The following is a 13,608-nucleotide window of genomic DNA, read 5'->3' on the forward strand; positions in this document are numbered from 1 at the left end:
CCGACCCTCCGGGAGGCACCATGTCCGCCCACGTCGTCGCCAGTCGGTGGCCTGCCGTGCGGGTTCCCGACCTCACCGTGCCCGACTTCCTCCTCCGCATGGCCGACGAGCGTCCCGACGCCCCGGCGGTCATCGACGCCCCGTCCGGGCGCACGCTGACCTACGCCGAGCTGCGCCGGGACGTGCGACGGTGCGCGATCGGCCTGCGCCGGCGCGGACTGCGGGTGGGCGACGTCCTGGCGATCGTCGCGCCGAACAGCCCGGAGTGGCTCGTCGCGTGCCTCGGTGCGATGGCGGCGGGCGGCTGCGTGTCGGGGATCAACCCGCTGTACACCGCCGACGAGATCGCCCCGCAGCTGCGCGACCACGGGGCGCGGCACGTGCTGACGATCCCGCCGTTCCTCCCGCTCGTCCGGGCGGCGGCGGCCGGGGTCGTCGAGCCGGACGTCCTGGTCGTCGGGCAGGCCGAGGGGGCGACGTCGTTCGCCGACGTCCTGGCCGACGGCGCCGACGGGGAGCTGCCGGCGGGGCTCGTCGACCCGGCCGCCGACCTCGCTCTGCTGCCCTACTCGTCGGGGACCACGGGCCTCGCCAAGGGCGTGATGCTCACCCACCGGGCGATCGTCACCAACATCGAGCAGATGCAGACCGCGCTCGACCAGACCGCCGAGGACCGGGCGATCGCGGTGGCGCCGTTCTTCCACGCCGTGGGGCTGAACGTCGTCGCCGGGGTGACGCTGCGCTCCGGGGGCACCCTCGTCACGTTGCCCCGCTTCGACGTCGACGCCTACCTGGGCGCGATCGCGACGTACCGGGCGACGCTGGCGGTGGTCGTGCCGCCGATCGTGCTCGCGATGGCGCGCCACCCGGCGGTCGACCGCCACGACCTGTCCTCGCTGCGGCTCGTCGGCTGCGGTGCCGCCCCGCTCGGGGCCGACCTGCAGCAGGAGTGCGCGGCGCGCGTCGGATGCCCCGTCGGTCAGGGCTACGGGATGACCGAGGCCGTCGCGGCGATCACGCTCGTGGACACCGCGGAGCCCGTCGTGCCGGGGTCGGCCGGGGTGCTGCTGCCCGGGGTCGAGGCACGGATCGTCGACATCATGACCGGCGAGGACCTCCCGGCCGGCGAGACCGGGGAGCTGCGGGTGCGCGGGCCCCAGCTGATGGCCGGCTACCTGGGCAACCTCGACGCGACGGCGGCGACGATCGACGCCGACGGCTGGCTGCACACCGGCGACCTGGCGCGGTTCGACACCGACGGCAACCTCTTCGTCGACGACCGGCTCAAGGAGCTCGTCAAGGTCAAGGGCCTGCAGGTGGCGCCCGCGGAGCTCGAGGCGGTCCTGCGCACGCACCCCGGTGTGGCCGACGCGGCCGTGATCCCGGTGCCCGACGAGCGCGCGGGCGAACGCCCGAAGGCGGTGGTCGTGGCGGCCGGGCCCGTGACGGCCGCGGAGATCGTCGACCACGTCGCGTCCCGCGTCGCCCCGCACAAGCGGATCACCGAGGTGGCGTTCGTCGACGCGATCCCGGTGTCGCCGTCGGGGAAGATCCTGCGCCGGCTGCTCGTGGCGCAGGACCGCGCCGGGGCGCTGCCGGCCGTCGCGGAACCGGTGGTGGCGACGCGATGACAACCGTCGAGACCGGCTACGGGCTGCGGCTCTCCGACGACGAGCTCGCCCGCTACCGGCTGATGGCGCAGCGGGCGCGGGAGCACGAGGCCGCGCTGTGGGAGCTCGCGGGGATCGGCCCCGGTGCCCGGGTGGTGGACGTCGGCTGCGGCCCGGGCGCGATGCTGCCGGTGCTCGCCGAGTGCGTCGGCCCGCACGGCGTGGTCGCCGGGGTGGACGCCGACCCCGAGGCCGTCGCGACGGCCCGCGCCGTCCTCGCCGGGGCGGGCGTGCACCGCGCCGGGGTCCGGCGGGGCCGCGCCGAGGCGACCGGGCTGCCCGCGGGCGGCTACGACGTCGCGATGACGCGCCACGTCCTGGCCCACAACGGGGGCGCCGAAGGGCGGATCGTCGAGCACCTCGCCTCGCTGGTGCGTCCCGGCGGGCACGTCTACCTGCTCGACGTCGACGCCGCCGCGGCCGGCATCACCCCGGCGCCGCCCGAGATCGACGAGATGACGGAGCGCTACACGCGCTGGCACACCGACCGCGGCAACGACGTGCGGGTGGGGCGGCGCCTCGCGGGCCTGGCCCGCGGCGCCGGCCTGGAGGTGGCGGCGTTCCGCGGCTGGTTCGACATCCAGCCCCTGCCCGTCGGGATGCGGGGACCGGCCTGGGCCGCGCGGGACACGCTCGTCGCGGCCGGGCTCGCGGACGCCGCGGACATCGCGCGCTGGGGCGCGGCGGCCGACGCGATGGACGCGTGGGTCGAGCGTCCGGAGGTCCTCATGGCGATCTTCGCCGTGGTGGCGCGCCGTGAGCGATGACGACACGCGGGCCGCGATCCTGCGCTACCTGCACGCCACCGGCACCGACCCCGCGCTCGGGCACCAGATCTTCGCCGAGGACGCCGTGCTGGAGTTCCCGCAGTCCGGCGAGCGCTTCACCGGCCGGGAGACGATCCTCGCGTGGCGGTCGCGCTACCCGGCCGAGGTCACGATGACGATGCGGCGCCTCGTCGGGGGCGGCGACCTCTGGGTGGGCGAGGGCCAGACCCGCTACGACGGTGCCGACCCGATGTTCGGGGTGACGATCCTGGAGTTCCGCGACGGCCTCGTGGTCCGCGAGACGATCTACGGCGGCCGCCCTGGGAGGCCCCGGACTGGCGCGCGCCCTACCGCGACCCGGCGTGACCCCTACGTGAGTGAAGTTCGGTGCCATAGCACCGAATTTCACTCACGTGGACCGGACGGCGGCACGGCCCAGGCGGACGGCGTAGAGGACGGCGCTGGCGAGGAAGAGGACGGCGGTGACGAGCAGCCAGCGCGTCACGTAGTCGATCGCCGGCGGCAGGCCGGCGGCGAAGAAGAGCACCCCGGCCCCGCCGCCCGAGATCGTCGGGAACCAGATCAGCCCGAGCAGCACCGAGCCGAGCACCGGCAGGCGCAGGTGGTTGGTCGCCGCGACCGTCACCGGCCGCGACGACACCCGCCGGCGGACCCAGCGGGTGAGCACCAGCGAGCGGTCGGCGAGCGCGTAGAGCGGGTAGAGCACGAGGTCGTGGCCGATCACCGCGGCGGCGAACCAGATCGCGATCGTGAGCGCGCTCGGGTTGGGGTAGAGGGCGAGCACCGCGGCGCCCACCAGCGCGAAGCAGCCGAGCAGGGCGAGCAGGTGCAGCGGGTTCTCGCCGTAGAACCTCCGGAACCAGCCCATCACGCGCTCCGGAAGTCGATCGCGCCGACCCACTTGGTGTTGTGCACCCCGGGCAGCGCCGGGACGATCACGCGGGCCGGGAAGCCGTGGTCGAGCGACAGGTCGGCCATGGGGCCCCCGTCGTCGTCGCCGACGCGCAGCGCCAGGAGCGCGTCCGGGTCGAGCACCTGGTTGCCCTGCAGCGTCACCCGCGCGAACGGCCCAGCCCGCTCCAGCGACTGGACGAACGCGTTCGCCGGCTCCGGGACCCCGGCGAGCGCCGCGAGGTCTCGCAGCCGCACCCCGCTCCACGTCCGCGTCTCCGACCAGCCCTCGACGCACGCGATCGGCAGCGTCGCGGTGTGCTGGGGCATCCCGGCCAGTGCCGCGCGGTCGAGCCGGACCTCGCCGGCCGGGCCCCCGCGCAGGACCAGGGCGTAGCCGTCGCCGACGGTCGGCGCGATCCCGGCGCCGAACGCGGTGCGGTTGACCTGGAAGTCGTTCGGGCCGGTGCCGTAGGAGCGCCCGCGCGGCGAGAGCACCGCGAGCGGACGCAGGGCGTCGACCGTCGTGCCGATGGTCAGCACCCCGACCAGCGCGCTCCCGCCCGCGACGGTGCCGAGCAGCGTGCGCCTGCTCATCGTCGGCGGGCTCGGATCGGTGGCCACGAGGCTGTGGCCGGGCTCGTCGTCGAGCGGCTCGGGCACCGTCTCCGCGGTGGTGTCGTGCAGCCAGCGCCCCGGCCCGCCGGTGCGCAGCGACCGCACCATCGTCGGCAGCTTGATCGCCACGTGGGCGACGAACCCGCCGATGAACACCCACGCGCCCCAGTAGTGCGCGGTGTAGAAGTCGAAGCCGAACGAGTAGTCGTACTGGACGTTCATGATGCCGGTGACCAGCTCGAACAGGATCCCGCCGACGAGCGCGAGCAGCGAGATCCGCTCGAGCAGCTGCGCGATCGAGCGCACCGGGGGCCAGGCGAACAGCTTCGGCACCACCGACCAGAGCTTGGCCAGGATCACCGGCACGAGGACGAGGCCGATGCCGACGTGCAGCCCCTGGGTGAGGCGGTAGAGCCAGGACGGCGAGGTGGGCCAGTCGAACAGCGGCAGGCGCAGGAACCCGACGTCGCCGGGGATCGCCTGGCCGAACTGCGGGCCGTAGGCGATGTAGGAGAGCAGTCCGGTGAGGATCACGATCGGCAGCCCGACGAGCAGGACGACGCCGAACACCGACGTCAGCCAGCGTCCGCGCAGCGGGCTGCGCCACGTGCGCGGGGTGAGCGGCGGCGGGACCGGGATCCGTCCCATCCCGCGCCACAGGGCCTGCGGGAAGCCGTACCGCGGCTCGGACGGGGCGGGTGCGTCGTCCTCCCCGGGCGCGACGGGCGCGCCGGTGGTGGTCATGGCGAGACCCTAGCGAAGACTGTACCTATCGGTACAGTCGGTCGCCGTCGGGCTAGCCTGACGACGTGACGACCGACCAGGCGCCGACCGTGCCGCCGACGGACCGGGGTCGTCGGACACGGGAGGCGATCGTCGACGCCGCCGCCGGGCTGATGGAGGCCCGCGGGATCGGGGCGACCGGCCTCGGGGACGTCCTGCGCGTCAGCGGCACCGGGAAGTCGCAGCTCTACCACTACTTCCGGGGCAAGCGGGAGCTCGTCCTCGCCGTCATCGACCGCCAGCTCGAGAAGGTCCTCGCCGCCCAGCCGGCGCTGGGGGAGGGGGTTGGCGGCGGTCCCGGCGACGAGGTGCGGGCCTGGGCCTCGTCGATCTACGAGCTCCAGCGGGACGGCGGCGGGCCGTTCGCCTGCCCGCTCGGGGTGCTCAGTGGGCAGGTGGACGCCGACCCCGGATGGCGCGAGCACCAGGCCGCGGCCTTCGCGCAGTGGGAGCGGCGCATCGCCGCCCTGCTGGTCCGCGGCCAGCGGGAGGGCAGTGTGGACCCGTCGCGCGACGCCGGCGAGATGGCGGTCGCCGTCCTGGCCGCGCTGCAGGGCGGCCTGATGCTCGCGCGCGTCCATCGCGACCTCCACGTGCTCGCTCTCGCTCTCGATGCTGCTGTCGACCACGTCCGTCCCCGGCCCGGCTGAGGCAGGCGTCGCGGCGCGCGACACGTGGGCGTCCGGGGGAGAACGGGTACCGGTTCGACGGAAGACCGAATCCCCTCCGAGCGAAGGAGCCCCTGGGTGGCTGACAACATCTACCGGAAGACCGAGGTCGTCGGGACGTCCGCGGAGAGCGTCGACGAGGCCATCCGCGGCGCGGTGCGCCGGGCGTCGGAGTCCCTGCGCCAGGTCAGCTGGTTCGAGGTGTCCGAGATCCGCGGGCACGTCGAGAACGGCGAGGTCGGACACTTCCAGGTGACGCTGAACATCGGCTTCGCCCTCGAGGACACCAAGCCCTGAGGGTGCGCGGTGGCGTCGACGGAGTGGCTCTGCGGACACTCATCGTCTGCGGAGTCACTCCGCTGACACCACTCGACGGGAAGTGGTTAGGTAAGCTCACTACCGTGGCGTGCGGTGGCGATCTCCGGTGAGCGAGGTCGACAGCACGCACACCGACCGTGCGCGGGGCAGCGTCTTCGCCGCCCTGCGCGTCCGGAACTACCGCCTCTTCGCCTCCGGGCAGGTCGTGTCGCTGGTCGGCACGTGGATGCAGCGCGTCGCCCAGGACTGGCTCGTCCTCGAGCTCTCCGGCGGCAGCCCGGTGGCCCTCGGCGTCGCCGCGGCCCTGCAGTTCGGCCCCACCCTTCTCCTGAGCCTGTGGGGCGGGTCGATCGCCGACCGCTACGACAAGCGACGCCTGCTCATGGGCCTGCAGGTCGCCATGGGCGCCTGCGCGCTGGTGCTCGGCCTGCTCGACGTCACGGGCCTGGTGACGATCGCCCAGGTCTACGTCCTGTGCGTGCTGCTGGGCTGCTTCTCGGCCCTCGACGGGCCGGTGCGCCAGTCGTTCGCCGGCGAGATGGTCGGCTCCGGGGCCCTGGCGAACGCCGTCGCCCTCAACTCGATGACGTTCAACGCCGCGCGCGTGCTGGGCCCCGCGGTCGGCGGCCTGCTCATCGCCGGGGTCGGCACCGGCTGGGTCTTCCTCGTCAACGCGGTCACGTTCGTCGCGGTGCTCGTCGGCCTGCAGCGCATGCGCCCCGCCGACATGTTCGCCTACGCGCGCGCCCCGCGGGAGCGGGGCGCGGTCCGGGCCGGTCTGCGCGAGGTCCGCCGCCACCCCGACGTGGTGCTGCTGCTCGTGCTCGTCTTCTTCGTCTCCACGCTCGGCATCAACTTCTTCGTGACGCTCGCGATCGTCGCCCGCAACGTGTTCGGGCGGGGCGCCGAGTCGTACGGCCTGCTGACCTCGGCCCTCGCCGTCGGCTGCCTGCTCGGGGCCTTCGTCGCCGCCCGCCGGGTGGGGCGCCCGCGCCTGCGCACCGTCGTCGTGGCCGCCGTCGTCTTCGGGGTCTGCGAGGTCGCCGCGGGCCTCATGCCCAGCTACCCCCTGGTCGCCCTGCTCCTGGTGCCCACGGGCGCGGCCCAGCTGCTGTTCACGAGCGCGGCCAACGCGGCGGTGCAGCTCGGCGTCGACGAGCAGGTCCGCGGCCGGGTGATGGGCCTGTGGATGGTGGTGCTGCTCGGCGGGACGCCGGTGGGCGGTCCGGCGCTCGGCTGGCTCGCCGAGGAGCTCGGCGGCCGCGCGCCGCTCGTGCTCGGGGGCGCCGCGTCGGTGGTCGCCGCGGTGCTCGTCGCCGGGGTGTGGCTGGTGCTGCGGCGGCGTCGGTCGGGCCGTCAGTCGAGCGGCCAGTCGTGCACCGGCACGTTGGCCTCCATGCCCTCGAGGTAGCGCTTCATCATCTCCATCACCGCGTTGCCCCGGTCCAGCCCGCGGCGCTCGGCCGCGGCGACGGCGCGTACCTGCCAGGTCGCGCCCGTGGAGCGCCGCACGCAGCGCTGCTCGATCACCGACAGGTAGCGGTCGGCGGCCTCGGAGTCGACGCCCCAGGCGGCGAGGCCCTCCTGGGCGAGCGGCAGCATGCGCCGCAGCACGAGCTCGTCGGCGCGCACGGTGCCGATGCCGGGCCAGTAGAGGGCCGCCTCGAGGCCGTGCCGGGCGCCCGCGGTGAAGTTGGCCTCCGCCGCGTCGAACGACATCAGCTGCCACGGCGGGCGGTCGGACTCGGCGAGCGCGCGGATCAGGCCGTAGAAGAACATCGCGTTCGCGACGGCGTCGACGGCCGTCGGCCCGGCGGGCAGCACGCGGTTCTCCAGGCGCAGGTGGGCGACGCCGTCGGCGACGTCGTACACCGGGCGGTTCCAGCGCCACACCGTGCCGTTGTGCAGCCGCAGCTCCTGCAGGCTCGGCGCCCGGCCCGCGTCGAGCTCGGCGAACGGGTCCTCGTCCTCGGCCAGGGGCAGCAGCGACCCGAAGTAGCGGACGTTCTCCTCGAACAGGTCGTAGGCCGACTGGGCCCAGCGGTCGCCGAACCACACCCGCGGCCGGACGCCCTGGTTGCGCAGCTCGACGGGCCGGGTGTCGACGGCCTGGGTGAACAGCGGGATGCGCGTCTCGGCCCAGAGCCGGCGGCCCAGCAGGAACGGGGAGTTCGCGGCGAGCGCCACCTGCAGCCCGGCGATCGCCTGCGCGGCGTTCCAGTAGGCCGGGAAGAGGTCCGGGGTGAGCTGGAGGTGCAGCTGCAGTGACGTGCAGGCGGCCTCCGGCGCGATCGAGTCGACGTCGAGGACGAGGTGCTCGGCGGGCCCGCCGTCGACGGGCCCGTGGCGGGACGCGGGCGGCTCGGTGATGTCGAGGCGGAACGGCTCGCCGCGCGCGGTGAGCATCTGGCGGTTGAGCAGCGCGTAGCGCGGGTCCTCGGTGAGCTGGTCGGACGCGAGGTGCTCGGCGGCGAGGGTCGGCAGGATGCCGATCGTCACCGCCCGGGCGCCGAGGTCGCGGGCGCAGTCGCCGGCCGACCACGTCGCGTCGAGCATGTCCTGCTCGAGGTCTCGGGCCGTGGCGCCGGGCAGCAGCCGCGGGGGCAGGTTGATCTCGAGGTTCCAGCGGCCCAGCTCCGAGGTGAGCACGTCGGAGGCGGAGCGGTCGAGCACGGCGTGGTTGAGCATCGCCGGGCGCATGTCCTCGTCGACCAGCGCCAGCTCGATCTCGACGCCCGTGCTGGGCTCGGCGCCCGCGAACCGGCCCTCGGTCACCATCGTCCCGAAGGCCTCGAGGCAGCGGTGGATCCGCTGCCGGTACCGAGCCTGGTCCGAGGCGGTGAAGAGGGTGGCGGTGAGGTGCTGGCCCATTACCCGCCCGGCTCCCGTCCACGATCCGACCGATCACCGCGTCCCGCCCGTACGGCGGCACACGGCACCTCCCGTGAGCCCCGACGAGCGGCCACGCTGGCACAGCCGTCGGGATCACGCCAGCCACCGGCGCCGTCCGCCCGTGGAAAGCGTCCGTTCAGCGTAGGGCACCGCGGACCCCGACCGCTGGGCGACTCAGGGTGACCTCTGGCCCGTCGACACGACGGGTCATTCGTCCGGTGGTCAGCCGCTTCGTCCGAAGTCTTCGGGCGAGATGTTGTCGAGGAACGCGCGGAAGCGGTCGACCTCGTCCTCGTCGGTGCCGGACGCGCCGGCGGCAGCCGCGGCGGTGGACTCGTCGGACTCGTCGTCCTCGACGACCACCCCGGCGTCGGTGAGGACGCCCTCCGTGGCGTGGATCGGCACGTCGGCGTGCAGCGCGATCGCGATGGAGTCGCTCGGCCGCGCCGAGACCCTCAGCCCGCGGTCGAACACGAGATCGGCGTAGAACGTGCCGCCGCGCACCTCGGTGATCTCGATGCGCTCCAGCCGCCGCCCCAGGGCCGCGACGACGTCCGAGATCAGTACATGGGTCAGCGGGCGCTCGGGCAGGCGGCCCTGCTGCTCGAGGGCGATCGCCTCGGCCTCCGCCAGCCCGATCCAGATCTGCAGGCAGCGCTTCCCGTCGGTCTCCTGCAGCAGGACGACCGGGTGCCGGCTCTCGCCCGAGCCCGACGAGCCGCCCTGCTGCTGTGTCGCGTCGTCGACGGCCAGGACCCCGACCACCCGCATCTCGCTCACGACCCCAGCCTCCCACGTTCGCGGGCCCGGCGACGGGGTTGCGTTCCGCTCGTCCGCCGCGAGGTGGCGACGGGCGCGGCGTCCGGGCCCGACCCCCGGGTGCCCCGCCGGGAGCCGTCGACACCCGCGCCGGGCGACGGGTCGTCCGGCCCGCCGTCGCGGGTCTGGGACGATGCGCACGTGGCGCGTGTGGTGGAGGTCGACGACGCGGCGGACCCGCGCCTCGCCGACTTCCGCGATCTCTCGCGGGCCGACCGGCGGCCCGATCGTCCCGGCGGCCGCGGCCTCGTGCTCGCCGAGGGCACCGTGGTGGTGCGCAGGCTGCTCGCCTCGCCCTACCCGCCGCGGGCGCTGCTGGGCGTCGCCCGCCGCGTCGAGGACCTGGGGCCGGACCTCGCCGCCGTCGACGTGCCCGCCTACGTCACCGACGCCGGCACCATGGCCGACGTCGTCGGCTTCCACCTCAACCGCGGGGTGCTCGCGAGCGCCGACCGCGCCCCGGCGCCCGACCTCGCGCCCCTGCTCGCCGGGGCGCGCCGCGTCGCCGTGCTCGAGGGGGTGAACGACCACGAGAACCTCGGTTCCCTGTTCCGCAACGCCGCGGCGCTGGGTGTCGACGCGGTGCTCGTCGGCCCGGGCTGCGCCGACCCGCTCTACCGGCGCAGCGTGCGGGTCTCGATGGGCCACGTCCTGCGGGTCCCCTTCGCAACGTGCGGGCTCGCCGAGGCCGTGACGGCCCTGCGCGCGGCCGGCTTCGTCGTCGCGGCGCTCACCCCCGGTGGCGACCCCGGCGCCCTCACGGGCCTCGCCGAGCAGGAGCGGGTGGCGCTGCTGCTCGGCGCGGAGGGCCCGGGCCTGTCCGCCGAGGCCCTCGAGCGCGCCGACGTCCGCGTCCGCATCCCGATGACCGGCGACGTCGACTCGCTGAACGTGGCCACCGCGGCGGCCGTCGCCTTCCACGCGACCGGCCACGCGGTGGGGGTCGCACCGTGAGGGTCGCACTGTGAGGGCCGCACCATGAGGGTCGTCGAGGTGCGCGCCGAGCAGGGGCGCGCGGTGGTCGCCGGGGTGCCGCTCGGGGCCGGGGGCGAGGGCCGGACCTGGGGGCTGCCGCCGGACCTCGTCGAGGCGCTGCAGGAGTGGGCACGGGTGGCGGCGACGGTCCCGGCCGGGACGGTGCCGAGCGCCGCACCCACGGTCGACACGATCAGCCGACGGGGGCGTCAGCTGGCCGCGCGGCTGTCGGTGGAGCTCGCCGCACCCGTCGACTACTGCGATCCCGTGACGGGCCACCGCGTGGCCCTGCGTGGTGTCACCCGCACCCCGCACCCGCCGCCGGTGCCGCCGCTGCCGCGCAACGGCCACGCCGTCGACCCCGCGCCCCACCCCGTCGCCGAGGACGCCGAGCCCACGGCGGTGACGGCGGCCGCGGAGCCGACGCCGTGGGGTGTCGGGCTGACCCTGAGCGCGCTGGTCGCGGGCGTGGTCCTGCTGGCCAACCTCGCTCTGGCCGCGCCGCTGATCGCGGGGCTCGGGGCGATCGGGCTGATCGTCGACGCGGCCGTGGTCGCGGGGCTGGTCCCGGCGCTGTGGCTCAACCGCCATGTCCCGACCTGGCGCTGGGCCGTCCACGGCACGTTCGCGGGCACCGGCCTCGCGCTGGTGGTCCTGGCCGTCGCGGCCTTCTAGCGGCTCGCGACCCCGGGACTCAGCTGCGCGGCGAGCGCGTGCCCAGCAGCACGTCCTCCCACGACGGGACGATCGGGTGGGAGCGCTTGCCGCGGCGGGTGCCCTCGGCGGCCTCGGCGGGGACGGCCGGGCTCTCGGCGGCGGGGGCGTCGTTCCGGGCCGTGCGGGGCGTCGGCACCTGGTCGTCGGACGCGGCGGGGACAGCGGGTGCTGTGGGTGGGGCGGGTGGGGCGGGTGGGGCGGGTGGGGTGGCCGGCGTCGTGCTCCCGGACCCCCGGCGCTCGCCCCGGGAGGCGCCGCGCCGGGGCGAGCCGCGCTCGGCCCGGCGCGTGGACGCCGTGCCGGACGCGGCGTGCGTCGCGGCCGCGTGCGTCGACGGGCTCGCCCGGCGGGCGGGGGCCGTGTCGCCGGAGACGGCCAGCGCGGGGGTCTCCTCGAGGGTGTCGCCGGGCTCCGCCTCCGGGGTCGGCTCCGGTGCCGTGGCGTCGACGCGCCGCGGGCCGCCGCCGACCGGCTCGCGCCCGAGCAGTTCGCGTGCGGGGTCGTCGCGGGGGTCGACCGTGCCGCCGGCGCTGCCGGGGCGGAACGACCAGCGGGCCACGTTGTCCGAGCGCCCGGCCTGCCAGGACAGGGTGACGACCCACTGCGCGTCGTCGCCCTTGTGGGCGTCCCAGCGCGCGTCGTCGAGGTCCTGGCCGCGGGCGGCGAACGTCGCGGCGACGATCTCGCCGAGCGTGCGCCCGTCGGTGCGCGTCGGGTCGGTGGGCAGCACGGGGTGCGCGCGGCGGGAGATCTCGGCGACGCGGGCGCGCTCGAGCAGCACCGGGTACGCGAAGCGCTCGACGTGCGAGGTGCTCACCCCGGCCGCCGCCGCGACCTCGTCGACCGATTCGCCGGCGCGCACACGCTGCTGGATGTCGCGGGGGCGCAGCGGGCTGGAGACCTCGATCTCCATCTGGCCGAGGCGCCGCACGTCGCCGCGCGCCGCGGCGCGGAGCCGCTCGTCGCCGGCGACCGTGAAGCGCTCGTGGCGGATCGGGTCCTCGAGGATCACCGTCTCGTGGTCGTCACCCAGGCCGACGACGCGCAGCTGACGCATCAGGCCTCCCCGTCGGCTCGCGGCCCTCGCCCCGCAGGTCCGGTGGGGTTCGGTGCTCGCCGTCCGACGCTAGGCGAGGGATCTCCTCGGACGAGGGAGGCGCGCCGCGCCCGTGTCCACGCGTCTCACGCGGCCGTGAACACGGGCGGGACCGCGTCTAGCCCGGATGGAGCAGCGTCCTGCTCACGACTGGCGCTCGACCACCCAGTCGATGCAGCGCGTGAGCGCGGTGACGTCGTCCGGCTCGACCGCCGGGAACATGCCGACGCGCAGCTGGTTGCGGCCGAGCTTGCGGTAGGGCTCGGTGTCGACCACGCCGTTGGCGCGCAGCGTGGCCGCGACGGCCGCGGCGTCGACGTCGTCGCTGAAGTCGACGGTGCCGACGACCTGGCTGCGGTGGGCCGGGTCGGCGACGAACGGCGTCGCGAACGACGACTTCTCGGCCCACTCGTAGAGCCGGTCCGAGGAGTTCTTCGTGCGCCCCGTGGCCCAGTCGAGCCCGCCGCCGGCGTTCATCCACTCGATCTGGTCGGCGAGCAGCAGCAGCGTCGCCACGGCCGGCGTGTTGTAGGTCTGGTCCTTGCGGGAGTTGTCGAGCGCGGTCGACAGCGACAGGAACTCGGGGATCCAGCGCCCGCCGGGCTTGTCGGCGTCGATCTGCTCGACGCGCTCGAGCGCCGCCGGCGACATGATCGCGATCCACAGCCCGCCGTCGGAGGCGAAGCACTTCTGCGGGGCGAAGTAGTAGACGTCGGACTCGCTGATCTGCACCGGCAGGCCGCCCGCGCCCGAGGTGGCGTCGACCGCGACGAGCGCGTCGCCCGAGCCGCTGGGGCGGGTGACGGGGACGGCGACGCCGGTGGAGGTCTCGTTGTGGGCCCAGCCGATGAGGTCGGCGCTCGGGTCGGACGTCGGCTCCGGGGCGCTGCCCGGGTCGGCGGAGACGACGATCGGGTCGGCGAGGAACGGCGCGCCCTTGGTCACCGAGGCGAACTTCGAGGAGAACTCGCCGTAGGTCAGGTGCAGGCTGCGCTCGCGCACGAGCCCGGAGGCCGCGGCGTCCCAGAACGCCGTGGTGCCGCCGACCCCGAGCACGACCTCGTAGCCGTCGGGGATCGAGAACAGGTCGCGCAGCCCGGAGCGCACGCGCCCGACGATCGACTTGACCGGCTTCTGCCGGTGCGACGTCCCCATCACGTCGCCGGCCTCGGCCAGGCGGGCGAGCTGCTCGGGGCGCACCTTCGAGGGCCCGCACCCGAACCGGCCGTCGCTGGGCAGGAGCTCGGCGGGAATCTGCAGCGTGTCGGTCGACGTGGTCACCGCGACATCCTCCCAGCGCGCCCTCCGCGATGCTGTCGCGTGGGCCACGTTCCCGGGGTGTTCCAGCCTGGCGGCCACGCTGACGTTGAACG

General features: G+C 75.2%; 13 protein-coding genes. 7 read left to right on the forward strand and 6 right to left on the reverse strand.

All coding sequences use genetic code 11. The features are described from left to right. The first annotated feature begins 20 nt into the window (after positions 1–20). Together WCD41_RS00315 and WCD41_RS00320 are read left to right on the forward strand one after the other, a co-directional pair. Positions 21–1,631, forward strand: a complete 1,611-nt coding sequence (locus WCD41_RS00315) for an AMP-binding protein (RefSeq protein ID WP_337711375.1) — start codon at positions 21–23, stop codon at positions 1,629–1,631. After that, positions 1,628–2,437: a methyltransferase domain-containing protein gene (locus WCD41_RS00320; protein ID WP_337711376.1), complete on the forward strand. Its 810-nt coding sequence runs from the start codon at positions 1,628–1,630 to the stop codon at positions 2,435–2,437. Before WCD41_RS00315 ends, WCD41_RS00320 begins: the two co-directional genes overlap by 4 nt. 409 nt (positions 2,438–2,846) lie before the next feature. Here WCD41_RS00320 and WCD41_RS00325 read toward each other — a convergent pair whose 3' ends face one another. Next, positions 2,847–3,326, reverse strand: coding sequence for a hypothetical protein (locus WCD41_RS00325; RefSeq protein ID WP_337711377.1), 480 nt, complete (start codon positions 3,324–3,326; stop codon positions 2,847–2,849). Next, on the reverse strand, positions 3,326–4,711 hold the full coding sequence (locus tag WCD41_RS00330) for a molybdopterin-dependent oxidoreductase (protein WP_337711378.1): 1,386 nt from the start codon (positions 4,709–4,711) through the stop codon (positions 3,326–3,328). Before WCD41_RS00330 ends, WCD41_RS00325 begins: the two co-directional genes overlap by 1 nt. Before the next feature lie 65 nt (positions 4,712–4,776). Here WCD41_RS00330 and WCD41_RS00335 point away from each other — a divergent pair, with 65 nt between their 5' ends. The 3 genes from WCD41_RS00335 (at position 4,777) to WCD41_RS00345 (ending at position 7,147) form a co-directional block, all read left to right on the forward strand. Beyond that, complete coding sequence (locus tag WCD41_RS00335) at positions 4,777–5,400, forward strand: TetR/AcrR family transcriptional regulator (protein WP_337711379.1); 624 nt, start codon at positions 4,777–4,779, stop codon at positions 5,398–5,400. 96 nt (positions 5,401–5,496) lie between these two features. After that, positions 5,497–5,715 carry a dodecin gene (locus tag WCD41_RS00340; RefSeq protein ID WP_337711380.1) on the forward strand — a complete coding sequence of 73 codons (219 nt, stop codon included), beginning with the start codon at positions 5,497–5,499 and terminating at the stop codon, positions 5,713–5,715. Positions 5,716–5,842: 127 nt separating this feature from the next. After that, entirely contained in the window at positions 5,843–7,147 is a 1,305-nt protein-coding gene (locus WCD41_RS00345) for an MFS transporter (RefSeq protein ID WP_337711381.1), read from the forward strand. Here the strand turns inward: WCD41_RS00345 and WCD41_RS00350 are convergent. Both WCD41_RS00350 and WCD41_RS00355 read right to left on the reverse strand, forming a co-directional pair. Beyond that, a complete protein-coding gene (locus tag WCD41_RS00350) occupies positions 7,093–8,607 on the reverse strand; it encodes a glutamate-cysteine ligase family protein (protein ID WP_337711382.1) in 1,515 nt (504 codons plus the stop codon). The two genes, WCD41_RS00345 and WCD41_RS00350, sit on opposite strands and share 55 nt — an antisense overlap. 243 nt (positions 8,608–8,850) lie before the next feature. Then, the gene (locus WCD41_RS00355; protein WP_337711383.1) at positions 8,851–9,408 is read right to left on the reverse strand and encodes a bifunctional nuclease family protein; all 558 of its coding nucleotides are present in this window, start codon (positions 9,406–9,408) and stop codon (positions 8,851–8,853) included. A 180-nt stretch (positions 9,409–9,588) separates the two neighbouring features. Between WCD41_RS00355 and WCD41_RS00360 the strand changes: the two genes are divergently transcribed. Further along, on the forward strand, positions 9,589–10,401 hold the full coding sequence (locus tag WCD41_RS00360) for a TrmH family RNA methyltransferase (RefSeq protein WP_337711384.1): 813 nt from the start codon (positions 9,589–9,591) through the stop codon (positions 10,399–10,401). Between the two features lie 24 nt (positions 10,402–10,425). Further along, positions 10,426–11,097, forward strand: coding sequence for a DUF2537 domain-containing protein (locus WCD41_RS00365; RefSeq protein WP_337711385.1), 672 nt, complete (start codon positions 10,426–10,428; stop codon positions 11,095–11,097). 19 nt (positions 11,098–11,116) lie between these two features. Here WCD41_RS00365 and sepH read toward each other — a convergent pair whose 3' ends face one another. Together sepH and serC are read right to left on the reverse strand one after the other, a co-directional pair. After that, positions 11,117–12,196: a septation protein SepH gene (gene sepH, locus WCD41_RS00370; RefSeq protein WP_337711386.1), complete on the reverse strand. Its 1,080-nt coding sequence runs from the start codon at positions 12,194–12,196 to the stop codon at positions 11,117–11,119. Positions 12,197–12,379: 183 nt separating this feature from the next. Beyond that, complete coding sequence (serC, locus tag WCD41_RS00375) at positions 12,380–13,516, reverse strand: phosphoserine transaminase (RefSeq protein ID WP_337711387.1); 1,137 nt, start codon at positions 13,514–13,516, stop codon at positions 12,380–12,382. Between the last annotated feature and the right edge of the window lie 92 nt (positions 13,517–13,608).

The organism is Actinomycetospora aeridis, assembly GCF_037400275.1.
GTDB classification, from domain to species: Bacteria; Actinomycetota; Actinomycetes; order Mycobacteriales; family Pseudonocardiaceae; genus Actinomycetospora; species Actinomycetospora aeridis.